Genomic DNA, 16,726 nt, shown 5'->3' with positions numbered 1-16,726 from the left:
CGACGGCCGCCGGGGCTCACGCGCACGGGGAGGGCCGTCCGGCGGGGGCCTCGATGCCCGCGAGCCGGCCGACCGTCTCCTCGACGGAGCTCCGCAGGCTGCGCAGCGCGGCCTCGGAGACCCGGAACGGGCGGCCCCCCTCGTCGTACGGGAGGGGCCGACGGGCGGCCCGGCCGCCCCCGGCCGCGCACTCCGCGGCCGGGGGCGCCGCACGGTCCGTCCAGGACCGCAGCACGGTCATCGGGGCGCCGTCCGGGCCCGCGCAGACGAGGACCTCGGCCGGCCCGTGGCCGCGTACGGCCCGCACGCGCAGCCGCCGGCCCCGGAAGGGATGGGCGGGGTGGGTGACGACGACCGCATCGCCCTGTCCCGCCGCTGCGTCGCCGGTCATTCCGGCGGGGCCAGCAGTCTGCCCGACCCGGACTCGCGGACGAAGACCGCCTCCATCGGGCAGGTCTCCGCCGCCTCCAGCACCGTCTCCTCGGCGCTGACGACGGGCCTCAGCGGGTGGGCGCGGCCGTCCCGCAGCCCGAAGTGGCCGGGGGCGATCGACACGCACACCCCCGATCCCTGGCAGTGGCTCCGCTCGACGGACAGCTCCCACAGCTGGTCGCTCACCGGCCGGCCCCCGTCCCCTGCCCGGAGCCCGCGGCGGGGACGGCCCCGAGGCGGATCTCCTCGAACGAGACCGGCATCCGGTCCGGTCCGCGGACCGACACGTGCGGCCGGTAGCGCAGGCCGGCGGTGTCCAGACGCGGCTCGACGAAGGCCTGGGCGAAGGCGTTCAGGGCGATGCCGCCCTCCAGCCGGGCCAGTACGGAACCCAGGCAGAAGTGGGGTCCCGCCGCGAACCCGAGGTGCCCGGGGTCCCCGCGGGTGATGTCGAAGGTGTCCGGGTCCCGGTGCACCTGCGGATCGCGGTTCGCCGCGGCGAGCAGCACCAGCAGCGGGGTCCCGGGGGTCACCTCCAGCTCCCCGAGCGTGAACGGCTCGCGCGCGATGCGGGTGATCATCTGGGCGGGGGCGTCGTAGCGCAGGACCTCCTCCACCGCGGCCCCGGCCAGTTCCGGCCGCTCGCGCAGCAGGCGCAGCTGCTCCGGGTGGCGCAGCAGGCCCAGGATCCCGTTGAGGATCAGATTGGCGGTGGTCTCGTGCCCGGCGACGAGCAGCAGGACGCAGGTGATGATCAGCTCGGTCTCGGTGAGCTGGTCGCCCGCCTCCTCGGCCGCGATCAGTTCGGAGAGGACGTCGTCGCGGGGGTCCGCCTTCCGTTCGGCTATCAGCCGGCGGAAGTAGCCGATGAACCCGGTCCGGGCTTCCTCGACCTCCGCCGCCACCTCGGTGGAGAGCTCGCCGGGAACCAGCTGGGGGTCGACGGTGTAGGCGATGGAACGGGCCCACGTCTCGAAGACCGGATGGTCCTCCCGGGGCACGCCGAGCATCTCGCAGATGACGCGCACCGGCAGCGGGTAGGCGAAGGCGGACACGATGTCGGCGCAGTCCCCGCCGGCCGCGATCTCCGCGAGGAGCTCCTGGACGATCTCCTCGATACGGGGCCGCCACTGCTCGATCAGGCGTGGCTTGAAGGCCTTCCCGGCCAGCTTGCGCAGCCGCGTGTGGTCGGGCGCGTCCAGGTTCATCAGGTTGGGCATCTGGGGCACCTTGGTCACGCCGGCCCCCCGGCGGTCACTGCTGACCTTGGGGCTGCGCAGGACGCTCTCGCAGTCCGCGCGCCGTCCCACGACGACGATCCCGCTGGCCGGGTCGGCGTACGGGGAGGCCTCGCGCAGCGCGCGCAGGACCTCGTACGGATCGGGCCGGACGGCGGGGTCCGCGAGGCGGGCCAGGTCGGGCGACAGGGATGTGGTCACGTTGTCCGTTCTCCATGGGGAAGGCCGCGGCGCGGCGACGGTCCACCGGACAGGGCCCGGCGGCCGTGCAGGGCCCGCACCATCCGGACCAGGGTCCGCATGGTGTCCGGGTGCCGGCCGAAGGAATTGGGCTGCATGAGCGGGCGGAACCGCTGGGTGGTGACGGCCTGGCTGCGGCTGAACTCGCGCAGTCCGTCCGGCCCGTGGACCCGGCCGAAGCCCGAGTCGCCGGTCCCGCCGAAGGGCAGGGCGGGGATGCCCGCGAAGGCGATCACGGCGTTGACCGACACCATGCCGGTGCGCAGCCGGGCCGCGATGCGCCGCCCCTGGGCGCGGTCACGGGTGTACACCGAGGCCCCCAGCCCGTAGGCGCTGGCGTTGGTGCGGGCGACCGCCTCGTCGACGCCGGACACCCGGTTGACGACGAGCACCGGGCCGAAGGTCTCCTCGGTGAGGGCGGTGGAGTCCTCGGGCACCTCGGCCAGCACGACCGGGGCCACGTACGGTGCGGAGATGGACCGCGGACCGCCCAGGAGGACGCGGGCGCCGCGCGCCACCGCGTCCTGCACGTGGGACCGGATGACCTCGACCTGCCGGGGGAGGACGATCCGTCCGAGGTCGGCGTCGGGCCGCTCTCCCGTGCGCAGGGCGGCCGCCCGCTCGGTGACCAGGTCCAGGAAGCGGTCGGCCACCCCGTCCACCACGTACACCCGTTCCAGGCCCACGCAGGTCTGGCCGGCATTGGACATGGCGGCCCACACCGCGGCGTCGGCCGCGGCCTCCAGATCGGCGTCCGCGGCGACGATCATGGCGTCCTTGCCGCCGCCCTCGATCACCACGGGGGTCAGGTTCTCGGCGCAGGCCGCCATGACCCGCCGTCCCGTGGCGCTGGAGCCGGTGAAGGAGACCTTGTCCACGGCGGCCCGGCACAGCGCCGCACCGGTGTCCCCGTCGCCCGTCACGATGCGCAGCACCTCGGGCCCGGGGGCGGCCTCCGCAAGCGTTGCGGCGAGCCATGCGCCGACGCGCGGGGTCAGCTCGCTCGGTTTGAGGACGACCGTGTTGCCCGCGGCGAGCGCGGCGGCGACCGGACCGATGGGGATGAACGCCGGGTAGTTCCACGGGCCGATGACCCCGACCACGCCCAGCGGCCGGTACTCCACGGTGGCCGACTGGTTGAACATGAGCAGGCCGGAGGAGACCCTGCGGCGGCCGAGCACCCGCCCCGCGTGGGCGGCGGCCCAGCGCAGGTGGTCGGCGACGAGGACCACTTCGAGACGGGCGTCGTCGGCGGTCTTGCCGGTCTCCTCGCGGATCAGGGCGACCAGCTCCTCCGTACGGCGCAGGATCAGCACCCGCCAGGCGTCGAGGGCCTTCTTACGGCCGGAGAAGCCCAGCGCCTCCCAGTCCGGCTGGGCGCGGCGCGCGCCGTCCACGGCCCCGGCGACCGCCGCCGGTCCGGACGCCGTCCCGGAGCCCGGGCGGTGGTCGGGGATCACGGCGGTCACGGCCGGGTCCCCCGCTCGCGCGGCTGGGGCAGGACCATGACCTTGGAGCGCGGGCGCAGCGAGATCGCGGTGTCCCCGTAGCGCAGGAAGTCCCCGGGCACGAGGCTGAGCCGGAACCGCTGGTGGATCATCGCCACGATCATCCGCAGCTCCAGCAGCGCCATGAAGTTGCCGATGCACATCCGGGCGCCCGCGCCGAACGGGAAGTACGCCATCCGCGGGCGCTCCTTGACCCGGTCGGGGTCGAAGCGGTGCGGGTCGAAGGCCTCGGGGTTGTCCCAGAAGCGCGGGTTGCGGTGGGAGACCAGCGGGGACAGCAGCACGGAGGACCCGCCGGGGATGTGGAAGCCGGCGAGCTCGTCGTCGGCGACGGCGTCGCGCGGGTAGATCCAGATCGGCGGGTACATGCGCAGGCTCTCGTCGACCACCTGCTGCGTGTAGCGCAGCCGTTCCACGTCCTGGGCGGTCGGGACGGCCCCGCCGAGCTCCCGGGTGAGCTCCTCGTCCAGCTCCTCGGCCACACCGGGGTGGTTGGCGATCGAGACGAGCGTCCACAGCAGGGACACGGCCGTCGTCTCGTGCCCGGCGAGGTAGATGGTGAGCATCTCGTCGCGGATCTCCTCGTCGCTCCACCGCGCCCCGGTGACCGGGTCGGTGGCCGCTTCGATGAGTTCCATCAGGGGGCCTTCGCCGGTGGACGCGTGGTGGTCCCTGATCTCCGTGACGAGCCGGGTGAAGATCCTGCGGTCGCGGGCGATGAGCCGGTTGCGGCGGGTCGGCATCCACGAGGGCAGCATCTCGCCGACGGAGCCGTGCTTGAACATCACCTCGATGACGTTGTTCACCACGTCCTTGAGCACGGGGGTGGCGGGCCGGATGTCGTAGCCGAACAGGGCCCGGCTCAGGGTGACGAGGGTCAGGCGCAGGGTCTCGGCGACCAGGTCCACGGGCTCGCCGCGGCGGGCCTTGACCTCCCACTCGTCGAGCATCTCGTTCGTCGCCCGGACGACGTTGGGCTCGACGGCCGTGACCGCCTTGCGCAGGAACACGGGCTGGACGGCCCGCCGGTGGGCCTTCCAGTAGTCGCCGTCGGTGGTCAGCAGCCCTTCGCCCATGACCGTGCGGAACTGCTCGTACAGCGCCCCGCGGACGTAGTTGCCGCTGTTCTCCCTCAGGACGCGGCTCACCGCGTCGGGTTCGGTCACGAGGTGGACCGTGTACGGCCCCAGGCGCAGCCGGGAGACCTCCCCGTGGTCGCGCTGCGCGCGCAGCAGGAACTCCGCCGTGTCGCCCTTCCACTGGGGCAGGTTGCCGAGGACGGGAACGCCTCGTGGTCCGGTCGCGGTCTTCCCGCGTGCCGTGGTCGCCGGGGTCGGCGCCGTCGTGGTCATCGTCTCGTCACCTCGTAGATTCGCCTGGAAGACTGCTGCCGCGCCCGCACCCGTGGGTCACGGGACGGGGAACTGGCGCCTGATGAAGGCGCTGTCGAAGATCCGGTCCGGGGCCACGCGGCGCAGTGCGATCGTGCTGGCGGCCAGGAACCCGACCGGGTACCGGGCCCGCGGCCGGCGCCGCCGTACGGCCTTCTCGATGGCCTCGGCCACCTGCTCGGCCTCGATGGCGAAGGTTCCGGCGAGCGTCCTGCGCGTGCCGTTGTAGATCGCGTCGTAGTACGCGGCGGCGCGTTCGTGGAACCGGGCGTACGGGGAGTCCGCGCGGCTGCGGCCGTCGGGGATGCGGTCCAGGAAGGTCTGCCCCCAGGGGGTGCGGACCGGGCCTGGTTCGACGACCACGACCCGGATGCCGAAGCCGGCCACTTCCAGGCGCAGCGCGTCGCTGAGGGCTTCGACGGCGTGCTTGCTGGCGTGGTAGTAACCCCCGCCGGGCACCGCGTACTTGCCGAAGATCGAGGACACGTTGACGACGGTGCCGCGGCCGCGCCGGCGCATGCCGGGCAGCACCAGCTGGGTCAGCCCGACCAGGCCGAAGACATTGGTCTCGAACTGCTCCCGTACCTGGTCGAGTCCGGTCTCCTCGAAGGTGCCGGAGAGCCCGTAGCCCGCGTTGTTGACGAGCACGTCCACCGAGCCGTGCTCCGACTCGATCCGCTCCACGGCGGCCCGGGCGGAGGCGGGGTCGGTGACGTCCAGTGCGAGCGCGTGCATGCCGAGGGCGGTGAGTGCGGTGAGGGTCTCGGGCTTGCGCGCGGTGGCGTACACCGTGTACCCGGCGGCGTGCAGCCGCAGCGCGGTGGCACGGCCGATACCCGACGAACAACCGGTGACGAGAGCGGTCGGCGCCTGAGTCATCGCGTCTGCCCTTCCTGTCCGTAGTGCCTGGTGATGGGGTGGTGACGGACCGCCGGGACACGGCATCGACGAAAAGTTCGTGCCCTCGGCGGTCCGGGTCCGGGGGGCGGGGCCGGGGCCCCGCCGGAGGGGTCAGCCGAGCATGCCGAGCTGCTGGGCGATCTCCATGCCGTCCATCGAGAACCAGCTCTCGACGATCTTTCCGTCGACGAAGTGGTCGATGACGATGCCGGAGATCTCGATCTTCCGGCCGGTGGCGGGGACGCCGTAGTAGTCGTCGCCGGAGTGGGTGCCGCGCGCGGTGAACCGCTGGACGACCTTCTCGCCCTCCTCGATCCACTCGTCGACGACCACGTGGAGGTCGGGGAAGGAGGCGCGCTGGATGCGGACCCACTCGCGCAGGTGCTCGACGCCCTCGAAGCCGTCCGCACGCGTGCCGTGGCTGATGTGCCCCGGGATCGCCTTGTCGTAGACGGCGTCGAGGTTGCCCTTGTTCAGGCACTCCTCGTAGTAGTGCTCCAGGACCCGGCGGTTGGCGCTGACCTGGGTGGTCTCGGTCGTGGTCACGGTGGTTCTCCTCTGGGGTGGGGAAGGGTCAGATGCGATGGGCCGCGAGCCCGCGGACGCGGGCCACGGTGCGTCCGGTGGCGGCGTCGTCGAGACGCCAGACACCGAGGGCGGGGTCGCCGGTCAGGCGGACCCGCTCGGGGGCCGCCCCGTGCAGCGTCAGCTGCTGGACGACCAGGGGGTCCGGGGTGGAGTACAGCCCCGGGGTGCGTTCGGTGACCGCGCGGACGAGGTTCTCGACCGCGGCCACCGGCAGCGTGCAGGTGGGGGGCTGCGGAACCGCCCACAGGTCGTGGGGGTGGCAGCGGCCCACCTCGACGGTGATCCCGTGCCGGCCGGCCGGCCGCCACGTGCCCAGCGGGACCACGAGGCCCCGCCAGCCCAGTACCGGCGCGTCGGTGAACACGGTGGTCACCGCTGCGCCGGACCGGCTGCCGGTGCGGGCCGCGGGCAGCGGGGCGGCGGGCGGGAGGTCCGCGTCCGCAGCGACGGCCGCGGAGTCGGCGGCGTCCGCGGCCCCGGGTGCCGGCGCCTCGGCGAAGACCAGGCGCATCCGCGCCGTGTCCCCGTCCGTGTCCGGGGCCGTCGCGGGGGCGTCCGTCGCGTCCGTCGCGTCCACCGGGCGGAAGGTGACCTGTACGGTCCACCGTCCGTCCACGAGGCCGGCCGCCCGCACGTCACGGCGCAGCCGCAGCGGACCGTCCGCCGGGCAGCGCAGCAGCGGCCACGGCACCCGTACGTCCTCGACCGCGTGCAGGGTCTGCTCCGGCAGGTCCTGCGGCACGACCCATTCCGCGCCGCGCACGGCGCTCTCCAGCAGCAGCCCGACCGGCAGGGCGGGTGCGCCCTGCACGGTGAAGTCACCCACGGCCGGACTCGTCGACGGGTCGAACTCGACGACCGAGCACAGGCGTTCATGGGTCTCGAACACCTCGGGCCGGCCGACGTGGAACACCTTCGGATAGGTCTCGGCGTAGCCGGGCAGCGACGGGGTCATCGGATAGCCCAGGGCCTGTACGGGGTCCAGGGCGCGGCCGAGGGGTCCGACGAAGGACACCTCGCCGCGGCTGCCGGCCAGCAGCTCGGCCCGCCAGTGCGCCAGGCCCTCCGTGACGTCCATGGCCGTCATGTACCGCAGGCTCGCCTCGAAGTTGGCGATCAGCCCGAGCCTGGCCCAGGTCGGCCAGGCCAGCGTCATCACCGGGAAGGAGACCTGCCGTTCGGCCCACATGCCCAGCCGGGCCAGGCACTCGTTGGCGGCGGCGTAGTCGAACTGGCCGACCATGCCGCCCAGCCTGCCGGTCAGCGAGCCGACCGTGCACAGCACCTTCAGGTCGAGGCCGCGCACCGCCGCCACCAGATGGACGAAGGCGTCGACCTTCGTGGACACCACGGCGGCGATGTCCTCGTCCGTCTTGTTCGGCAGCCGGGTCGGCCGGTCCACGCCCGCGTTGTGGACGACGGCCGTCAGCCCGGGGAGCCCGGCCACCAGGGCTCGGACCTGCTCGCCGTCGGTGAAGTCGCACGGCCGGTAGTCCAGCCGCAGTCCCTCGGCACGGGCCGAGCGGAGGTTGGCGACCAGCTCCCAGGTGCTCTCCGCGCGGGCGATGTCCTGGCGGATCCGGGACACGGCGCGGCCCTCCCGGTGGGTCGCCCACAGCGCGCCGCGGCGCTCCGCGAGGGCCTCGGCCGTGTAGCCGTCCCAGGTGTCCTCGGGCGGCAGTTCGGCGCGGCCGGTGACCACGGCGCGCAGGCCGAACTCGGAGCACAGCTGCCGTGCGAAGGCCATCCCGATGCCCCGTCCGCCGCCGCTGACCAGCACGGTGTCGGCCGCGGTCCACCGCAGGGCGGGGCGGCCCGGCGGCACTCGGTCGGGGGCGAGCGTCCAGCGCTTGCCGTCCCGGTGGCCGATCTCGCTGAGCCCGGGGCGCACCAGCTCCGAGACGATCCGCCCGGGGAGGGCGTCCAGGTCGGCGAGGGCCGTGTCCAGCACCCGGGCCCGGCAGTTGGGGAGCTCCCGGTGCAGGGTCTTGGCCAGGCCCGCCCACAGGCCGCCCAGCGGCTGGGCGAGATCGTCGGCGGGGTGGTATCCCATCCCGCCGCCGTGGTAGGTGACGGCGAGGTAGGTCAGGCGGTCGGCCGCCGTCTCCCGGCTCCACTCCTCGTAGCAGTCCCGCAGCATCCCGAAGGTGCGCAGCAGTGCCTCGCGCCACTGCCCGGGCACGCCGGGGACGAAGCGCTCGGCCAGGGTCAGGTCCACGACCGTGTCGGGGGCCGGACCCGCCGTCCCGGCCGCCGGCCGGCCCGCCGGTGCGACCGTCGCACCCTGGAGCCGCAGGGCCTCCCGTACCTTGCCGGCGGTCGCCGCATCGCCGCCCACCACCGTGATCCGGCGGCCGGCGAGGGACCGGGCGGGCTCCTGAGCGGGGGCCGTGGCCAGCCGCCAGACCATGCGCTGCACGGGACGGGTCGTGGGATCGGAGGCAGCCGCGGTGACGGCCCCCGCAGAGCCCTCGGCGGTCGCGGTCGCGATGGCAGCCGCGGTCGCGGCCTCGGTCAGTACGGTCATGCCGATGCCGCCTGCCGGCCGGCCGCCACGGGTGCGGGCGGGTGCACCACACCGGTCTGCGGGTCCAGGTGCCCGATCACGGTCGCGTCCAGGTCCTTCATCTGCGCCACCACCCGGCCGCCGGGGGCCACGGCGACGAAGCGGTTCCCCTCCTGCCGCTCCCCGGAGAACCCGGGGTTGGTCACGTACAGATCCAAGGGCCCGTGCCGCTCGCTGAGTTCGAGGTCGTTGGCGCTCTGGTACAGGTCGATCCGGCGGATGGACAGCGGCGCGGCCACCGGCACGAGACCGTCGACCGGGTCGAGCACCCCGGTACGGGCCATCGCGTCGAGCAGGACGGCCGGCATCAGGAAGTCCTTCCAGGGGCCGGACGCCGTACCGAAGGACGGCCGGTACAGCGACCGGGACCCCTCGGGGTACCTGCGCGTCCCGGTCGTGACCTCGAAGTCACCGCTGAGCAGCACCGGCGCCGAGGCCGCGTGGTACGGGTCGGCGACGGGGAAGCCGCCCTCGTCGTCCCAGGCCTGCCAGGTGGGCGCGGCCGGGAAGGCGTCACTGACCAGGACGCGGGCCGTGAAGTGCGGCTTGTCGGCCACCAGCAGCACACCCGAAGGGGCCACCACGTCGTGGGTGATGGACACGTCCACCGCCGTCACGTCGCCGACCCGCTCCGCCAGGGTGGCGGTGATCTTCTTCGGGCCCTGGGCCACCCCCTCGCGGACCTGGAGGAAGTGCAGGAAGCGCACGTCCTCGAAGGCGACGACCGAGCCGCCCGGCACCAGGGCGAGCGCGGCCTCGGCCGCGACCTCGGTGACGAACGTGCCGGGGAGGGTGGGTACACCGCGGACCAGGTGCCCGTGGAGGTACGCGTCGGTGTCCAGGTCGAAGGGGCACTCGAAGCGGACCGTCCCGGCTTCTTCCCCGGCGGTCCGGCGCAGGTAGAACCGGCCGCGCCGGTCGGAGGGCGCCGCCGCGGCCGCGTCCGGACCGTCGAGGTAGCCGGGGTAGAACGACTCCACCGTGGCGCGCTCGGCCGTACCGAGGTGCACGTGCGAGGGCACCCGGTGCGGGGTGGTGAGCTCCGCCAGGAAGTGCCGCACCCCCTCGGCGACCGGCATGTGCGTGTACGAGCCGGCCCGCTTGAAGTACTCGCGGGTCAGTTCGTCGGCGCCCATGCCGACCTCGTCCCACAGGGTCCACCCCACGACGAACTCGTCGGTGCCGGTGGCCCGGGCCGCGTACCCCGCGGCCGTCGCCAGGTAGTCGTTCCCGGAGGCGTAGTCGGCCTCCCCGCGCTGCCCGAAGAACCCGAGCAGCGAACCGAAGTCGCACCACATCCGCGGCGGCCGTCCGGCCAGCGCCCGGTGCAGGTTGCGGTGCGCCGACACCTTCAGGTCGCGGATGCTGCGGAACTCGCCGAAGTCCTTGTCCCGGATCAGCCCGGACCGGTTCAGCCCCGGTGCGTTGATCACCAGGTCGACGCGGCCCTGCTCGGCGTGGACGGTGTCGAAGGCCGCGCGGACCGAGGCCTCGTCACGGGCGTCGCACGTCAGGTACGTGACCCGGCCCGCGCCGCTGTGCCGCTCCATCCGTTCGAGGTTCGCGCGGGCGGTGCGGGCGTCGGCCATCCGGTCGAAGGACCTGCTGATCTCGGCGACGGTCTGCCCGCCGGCCTTCAGCCGTTCCTTGATGTAGGCGGCGCGGGTGGCCGCGAACTCCTCGTCCGTGCCCCGGAACACCTCCGGCGGGTACGAGTCGACCGGGTTGCTGCCCAGTGCGTAGATCCGGCTGCCGTGCCGCTCGGCGAGGGCCACGAGCAGTTCGGCCGTGATGCCCCGGGCACCGCCCAGTGCGACCACGACGGACTCCCGCTCCAGCGGCCGAGCCCCCGTGGTGCCCGCGACGGCGGGCGCCGTGGAGCTCTGCGGGACCAGCGCCGGGACGAGCCGGCGGGTCCCGTCGTGGTGGACCACCGGGAAGGCGCGCTCGCTGACCCGCTCGGTGCCGATCAGCGCGGCCGCCCCGTCCGCGTCGGCCGTGGCCATGACGAGGGCGAAGGCCTGTGCGTCGGCCAGTTCCAGGCGCACGCACTTGACCAGACCGGTGAACAGTCCGACCAGCGGGTGCGCCACCCCGTCCGGCACGGCGCCGAGCAGGGCGAACACCACGGACGCCGAAGCGTGGCCCAGTTCCTCGTACCGCTGCTGCACCACCAGGAAGGCCAGGTCGTGCAGGGCGGTCAGGCCCGGGTGCTGCGCCGTGAGGGCGGAGGAGGGCGGCGCGGAGGCGGACAGGTCGCTCACCAGGACGACGTGGCGCAGCGGGTGGGGGACGGCGCGCAGCGCCTCGGTGACGGCCTCGGGCGTGGGGCGCACGTGGATCACCCCGAGGCGCTCGGCCGCCTCCCCGGTGGTGCTCAGCACCACACAGCCGGTGGCCCCGCCCACGAGGCGCGCGGCCAGCTCGGGCCGGTCCGTGAGGACGAGCGCGCCGTCGGGGACGGCTGCCGCCGCGGCTCCGCGCGGAGCCGCGGGCTCGGGCCGCAGGGTGGACGCGTAGCGCTCGACGGTGCCGGTGACCTCCGCAGGCGCGCCGGACCGGAGCCCGGTGGCAGCGCCCTGCGGCTCCTGCTCCTGCTGTTCCTCCTGAGGCTGCTGTTCCTGCCGTTCCTCCTGCGGGCCGGTCACCAGCAGACGCGTCGCCACGTCGTGGCCGTTCTCACGGCAGCGGATCTCCGTGGGGCCCGCGCCGCGCTGGAGCGCGCGCAGGATCTCCACCGCGCCCGAGGCGCCGAGGTAGCGGCCGGACTCCCCGCGGGAGCCGCAGTCGAGGACGGTGCGGCCCGCGTCGTCGCGGCGGGCCGTCGCACCGGCGTCGGCCTCGTCGACGTAGCCGAGGATCTGCAGGCCCGCCTCCTTGGCGGCACGCTCGGTGGTGAGGCCGAAGAGGAAGGCGCCCTCGGCCAGGTCCACCGGCTGCTCGAAGACCTCGCCGAGCAGGTCGCCGTACTCGGGCAGGCTGTTGCCGTTGATGCCGCCGGCGAGGACGAAGTCCAGTTCGCCGCTGTGGAGGTAGCGGGCGGCGGTCGCGAAGGCCGACACGGTCGACGCGAGCCCCGCGTCGAGCGTGATGTTGGGGCCGTTGAGGTCGAAGTAGTTCGCCACCCGTGCGGAGATGACGTTCGGCATCATCCCGGGGAAGGAGTCCTCGTTCGAGGCCGGCACCATCGAGCGGACCCGCTCGCGCAGCCCGTCGAGCAGCGGGGTGAGCCCGGCTGCCGACGCGAGCTCGCCGTCCTCGCGCAGGCCGCGCTCGATGTCGTCGAGGTAGCAGCGGTTCGCGTAGAGCATCGCGGCGCGGGTGGGTCCCATGTGCCCGATGACGACGCCGGTGCGCTTGGCGTGGCGCTGCCAGAACTCCGGGAGCTGGTCCCGCAGGTCGTGGGCGCAGGCCAGGATCATCAGCTGGCACCGGTCGATGGTGCGGACGGTCGCGGGAGGCATCCGGACCTGCTGGAACGGGGGAGTCGGGTACTTCTCGCCGAACCCGTTCTCCACCTCGCGCGAGCCCGCCAGCCAGTCGAGCACCTGGGCGCGTTCGTCCACCCCCGGGAGCTTCGCCGACCAGCCGACGACGGCGATGCGGTCCGTGCCGGGGATGGGCCCGGACGTACCGGCCCCGGTCCGCGCGCTCCGCACGGCAGCGCGCTGCTCCGCGCCGCCGTGCCCGGTCCCGCCCTGCTCGGTGAGGATGAGGTGGGCGTTGGTGCCGCCGAAGCCGAAGCCGGAGATCGCCGCCGCACGGGTCCGTCCCGGTACGGCGGGCCACGGGCGGGCGCTGCTGGAGATGTCCAGGCGGGAGGAGTCCAGCTCGAACGAGCCGGGGGCGGAGGAGAAGCGGTACTGGCCGGGGATGGTCTCCTCCCGCATGGCCAGGATCGACTCGATGAGCGAGACCACGCCCGCGGCCCAGCCGGTGTGCCCGATCAGGGACTTGTTCGAGGTCACCGCGGTGGTCCGGGCGAGGCCGTAGTGCTGGCGCAGCGTGGTGAACTCGGCGAGGTCGCCGGCGGGCGTGCCGGTGGCGTGGGCGTTGACCCAGTCCACGTCCGAACCCTCCAGGCCACCGGCTTCCAGCGCCCGCTGGACGGCCAGGTTCTGCCCGGTCGAGCTCGGCGCGTAGATCGCCTTCCCCTTGCCGTCGGACGAGGACCCGAAGGCCTTCAGCACCCCGAGGACGCGGTCCCCGTCGGCCTTGGCGCGGCTCATGCGCTTGAGGACGACGACCCCCGCACCGTCGGCGAAGATCACCCCGTCCGCCTCGGCGTCGAGCGCGTGCACGGCGCCCCGCTGGGACAGGCCCTTGAGCTTGGAGAACAGCACCGTGCCACGGGGCGCCAGGGCGAAGGCCCCGCCGCACACGGCGATGTCCTGCTTGCCCATGAGCAGGCCCTTGATGCCGATGTCGATGGCATAGAGGGAGGAGGAGCAGGCGGTGTCGACCATCTGCATCTGGGTGTGGTCCGGCAGCACGCCGGCCATGGCCTGGCGGCCCACCTGGTGGGGCAGGAAGCGGGGGGTGGCCGTGGCGCCGCGGTGGTAGCGGCCGGAGAGGACCTTGTCCACGCGGCCCAGCAGGTTCGCGCGGGAGTCCGCGGGCAGGTCGATGTCCGCGGCCACCTCGGACGTCAGGTGGCGGGCGGCGGCGAGGACCCCCGCCTCCTCCAGGTGCTGGCTGCCGTCGGCGGTGTAGCCGACGTGGAAGGAGAACCGGTCGGACGGGGCGTGGCGGACCCCGTCGAGGGCCTGGACGAGCGAGTGGCGCAGCCACAGCGTGGTCAGCTCGGTCTCGTCGGGGGTGTCCGTGAGGCCGTCGAGCGCGGCGCGCTCGGGGTGGAAGTCGGTGATGAACACGCAGGTGTCCTGGTACGACTTGTCCTCGTCGGTGCGCTCGCGCGACGAGAAGTTCGCCCGTTCCCAGCGGTCCTCGGGCACCTCGACGAAGAGTTCGCGGCCCGTGGTGCGCAGCTGCCAGAACTCCTCGGGGGAGCTGGCTCCGCTGACGGCCAGGCCCATGCCGACGACGGCGATGTCGTGGTCGGCGTACGCGTCGTACGCGTCGTCGTGTCCCTCGGCCTGCGCTTCGGCGGGTGCGTCGATCTGCGCCTCGGCGGGAGAGCCGGGCCGTGGCTCGGCCTGTGCCTCGGCGGACGTCTCCTCGTGCACTTCCTCGACGGGCTCCGGGGCCGCCGCGGGGGCCTCCGCGGTCCGGGCCGGGGGTGACAGCAGCGGGGCGCCCAGGGTCAGGCCGCCGTCGGCGAGGATCAGCTGCCCGGTGATCCAGGAGGACCGGTCCGAGGCGAGGAAGGCCACCAGCTCGGCGAACTCCTCGGGCCGGCCCAGCCGTCCCAGCGGGGTGCCCGCCACGATCGCGGCCTGCATGGCCTCGGCGTCGGGGAAAGCGTCCGCGACCTCGCTGGTGAGCATCGCGGCGGACGCGGTGTTGACCCGGATGTTCTGGGGGGCGAACTCCACGGCCAGGTACCGCGCGGCCGCCTCGACGGCGGCCTTCGCCGGGGCGCAGGCCAGGTAGTTGGCCATGACCATCTGGGAACCGCCGAGCGCGGACACGTTGACGACGGAGCCGCCGCCCCCGCGCGCCATCAGCGGCGCGGCGGCGCGGGCACAGCGCAGACCGCCCTTGAGATTGGTGTCGAGGGCCTTGTCGAGCAGTTCGTCGGTGACCTCCGGCCCCGGGACGAGCGCCCCGTTGGCCGCGTTGTTGACGAGGATGTCGAGCCGTCCGAAGCGGCGCTCGATCTCCGAGAACATCTTGGTGACCTGCTCGGGCCGCGCCACCGACGCACGCAGCAGGTCGACCTCGGCGCCGAGGGCCCGCAGTTCATCCTGCGTCTGCTTGGCCTGCTCGTGGGAGTGGAAGTAGTTGATCAGTACGTGTGCCCCGCGCGCGGCCAGGGCGGTGGAGATGGCCTTGCCCACGTTGCGGGCACCGCCGGTGACGAGGGCGATCTTGCCGCTCAGGTCGTTCAGGTCGTTCATGGGGGTCTTTCCTCCGGTTCGCCCGCTGTAGTCGCCGAGGCGGAAGTCCGAGGCGCGTGCGGGGAGTCCGTAGTGGGTGGAGGCGCGGGAGAGGAGCTCGACCTGCTTGACGGAGTCCACGCCGAGTTCCGCTTCGAGGAGCGCGTCGGGGGTGAAGACCTCCTCGGGGTACTCCAGGGCCTGCGCGTACAGGGTGCGGAGCACGGCGAAGACCTCCTCCTCCGCGGGTGCGGAGGCGGCGGGTGCCGCGGCGGGCGCGGGCGCGGGTACGGGCGCGGGCGCGGGCTCTGCGGGGCCCGCGTAGTCGCCGAGGCGGAAGTCCGAGGCGCGTGCGGGGAGTCCGTAGTGGGTGGAGGCGCGGGAGAGGAGCTCGACCTGCTTGACGGAGTCCACGCCGAGCTCCGCTTCGAGCAGTGCGCCGGGGGTGAAGACCTCCTCGGGGTACTCCAGGGCCTGCGCGTACAGGGTGCGGAGCACGGCGAAGACCTCCTCGCGTCCCGGCCGGTCGGCGGGGGCGGCCGCGGCGGACGGCCGCGACTCCTCCACGGCCGGAGCCGGAGCCGGAGCCGGTGCGGGTGCCGCGGGTGCCGCGGACGCCACGGCGGTGCCGATCGCGCCGGCCGTGTCCCGGAACACGGTCAGCCGTCGGGCCACCAGGTCCGCGACCTCGCGCCCCGACTGCGCCCAGAAGGCGGTGAACTCGTCCTCCGACAGACCGGGCGCCAGGTGCAGGCGCACCGCGTCCAGGCCGCCGGGCCGCGAGGCCAGCCCGGCCTCCCGCAGGGTCTCCAGGGTGTCCGGCAGCCGCAGCGCGTTGCCCCGGCCGACCGACAGGGTGGACAGCACGGTGAGGTCCTCGGCCGCGACCCCGAGCAGGGCCTTGGGGACCAGCGAAGCCAGGGTGGCCCGGCCGCCCGCCTCGACGAAGGTGCGCTCACCGCGCTCGTGCAGGAACCGGACGGCGGCGGAGAAGCGGACCGGCTGGGTGAAGTGGTCGGCCAGACGGTCGCCGAGGCTCTCGTCGTCCTCGTAGAACCGCTGCAGGATCGGCGAGTAGACCGGTACGGCCAGCGGGCGCTGCCGCAGTCCGCGGACGTCCGCGGCGAAACCGGGGGCCGCCCCCGCGAGGGTGGGGTTGTGGAAGGCGAAGGAGGCGTCCAGCTGGGCGAAGCCGATGCCCAGCTGCTCCGCGACGGCCTTGACCTTGGCGATCGCCGCGCCCGGACCGCTCAGCACGGTCTGGGCGTCGTGGTTCTCCGTGGCGACGGCCAGTGCGGGGTCCCCGACGAGGGCGACCATGCCCGCGCTGCGTTCCGGCGAAGCGGACAGGGCGACCATCGCCCCGCTGCCCGTGTCCCGCCCGGCGATGGCGCTCGTACGCCGCAGGACGATCCGTGCGCCGTCCTCGAGCGAGTACGCGCCCGCGGCGACGAGCGCGGTGATCTCGCCGAGGCTGTGGCCCACGAGCACCGACGGCCGGACCCCGTTGTCGGTCAGGATGCGGTACGCGGCCAGGCCGGTGCCGTAGATGGCGAGCTGGGAGACCCACGCCTCGTCCCGGAGCAGCTGGGCGAGTTCCAGCGGCGCGTCCTGGAACAGGGTGTCCGTCAGCCGCCGTCCGTAGGCCTCCTCCGTCACCGGGTCGATGCACTCGAACACCGCGCGCAACTGCGGGTGTCCGGCGACGGCACGGCTGAACGCGGCGCCGTCGAAGCCGCCTTGGCCGGGAAAGAGGAGTACGGGCCCGGAGGCGGGCGGAGTGCTGGACATCTTGGGGATCCCCTCGGAACGCGGCGTTGCACGGGCGGCCCCTCGGGGCAGCCTCGGCACGCCATCGGCGGTG

General features: G+C 73.9%; 9 protein-coding genes. All 9 read right to left on the bottom strand.

Going from position 1 to position 16,726, the window contains the following annotated elements; translation table 11 throughout:
- Window positions 1-16: 16 nt before the first annotated feature.
- The 9 genes from IO30_RS0112475 to IO30_RS0112435 all read right to left on the bottom strand — a co-directional run bounded on the left by IO30_RS0112475 (window position 17) and on the right by IO30_RS0112435 (window position 16,653).
- Window positions 17-391, bottom strand: a complete 375-nt coding sequence (locus IO30_RS0112475) for a DUF5372 family protein (protein WP_031142283.1) — start codon at window positions 389-391, stop codon at window positions 17-19.
- Window positions 388-618 carry a ferredoxin gene (locus IO30_RS0112470; RefSeq protein WP_031142281.1) on the bottom strand — a complete coding sequence of 77 codons (231 nt, stop codon included), beginning with the start codon at window positions 616-618 and terminating at the stop codon, window positions 388-390. The genes IO30_RS0112475 and IO30_RS0112470 overlap by 4 nt, the downstream gene beginning before the upstream one ends.
- Window positions 615-1,871 (bottom strand): cytochrome P450, encoded by a 1,257-nt coding sequence (locus IO30_RS0112465; protein ID WP_051859864.1) that lies wholly within the window; start codon window positions 1,869-1,871, stop codon window positions 615-617. Before IO30_RS0112465 ends, IO30_RS0112470 begins: the two co-directional genes overlap by 4 nt.
- Window positions 1,868-3,379 (bottom strand): aldehyde dehydrogenase family protein, encoded by a 1,512-nt coding sequence (locus tag IO30_RS0112460; RefSeq protein ID WP_051859865.1) that lies wholly within the window; start codon window positions 3,377-3,379, stop codon window positions 1,868-1,870. Before IO30_RS0112460 ends, IO30_RS0112465 begins: the two co-directional genes overlap by 4 nt.
- Window positions 3,376-4,770: a cytochrome P450 gene (locus IO30_RS0112455; protein ID WP_051859868.1), complete on the bottom strand. Its 1,395-nt coding sequence runs from the start codon at window positions 4,768-4,770 to the stop codon at window positions 3,376-3,378. The genes IO30_RS0112460 and IO30_RS0112455 overlap by 4 nt, the downstream gene beginning before the upstream one ends.
- Window positions 4,771-4,827: 57 nt before the next feature.
- Window positions 4,828-5,688, bottom strand: a complete 861-nt coding sequence (locus tag IO30_RS0112450) for an oxidoreductase (protein ID WP_031142273.1) — start codon at window positions 5,686-5,688, stop codon at window positions 4,828-4,830.
- A 132-nt stretch (window positions 5,689-5,820) separates the two neighbouring features.
- On the bottom strand, window positions 5,821-6,255 hold the full coding sequence (locus tag IO30_RS41875; protein ID WP_051859871.1) for an ester cyclase: 435 nt from the start codon (window positions 6,253-6,255) through the stop codon (window positions 5,821-5,823).
- 28 nt (window positions 6,256-6,283) lie between these two features.
- Entirely contained in the window at window positions 6,284-8,824 is a 2,541-nt protein-coding gene (locus tag IO30_RS0112440; RefSeq protein ID WP_051902152.1) for a KR domain-containing protein, read from the bottom strand.
- Window positions 8,821-16,653 (bottom strand): type I polyketide synthase, encoded by a 7,833-nt coding sequence (locus IO30_RS0112435; RefSeq protein ID WP_051902150.1) that lies wholly within the window; start codon window positions 16,651-16,653, stop codon window positions 8,821-8,823. Before IO30_RS0112435 ends, IO30_RS0112440 begins: the two co-directional genes overlap by 4 nt.
- Window positions 16,654-16,726 lie beyond the last annotated feature (73 nt).

The organism is Streptomyces xanthophaeus (genome assembly GCF_000725805.1).
Classification (GTDB): Bacteria; Actinomycetota; Actinomycetes; order Streptomycetales; family Streptomycetaceae; genus Streptomyces; species Streptomyces xanthophaeus.
The sequence above is the reverse complement of the archived record's forward strand: the minus strand, read 5'-3'. Positions and strand labels throughout refer to the sequence as shown.

Excerpts from the sequence above, each read along its gene's own strand:
- IO30_RS0112475 (WP_031142283.1), bottom strand. The coding sequence starts at position 391 with ATGACCGGCGACGCAGCGGCGGGACAGGGCGATGCGGTCGTCGTCACC.
- IO30_RS0112455 (WP_051859868.1), bottom strand. The coding sequence starts at position 4,770 with ATGACCACGACGGCGCCGACCCCGGCGACCACGGCACGCGGGAAGACC.
- IO30_RS0112450 (WP_031142273.1), bottom strand. The coding sequence starts at position 5,688 with ATGACTCAGGCGCCGACCGCTCTCGTCACCGGTTGTTCGTCGGGTATC.
- IO30_RS0112440 (WP_051902152.1), bottom strand. The coding sequence starts at position 8,824 with ATGACCGTACTGACCGAGGCCGCGACCGCGGCTGCCATCGCGACCGCG.
- IO30_RS0112435 (WP_051902150.1), bottom strand. The coding sequence starts at position 16,653 with ATGTCCAGCACTCCGCCCGCCTCCGGGCCCGTACTCCTCTTTCCCGGC.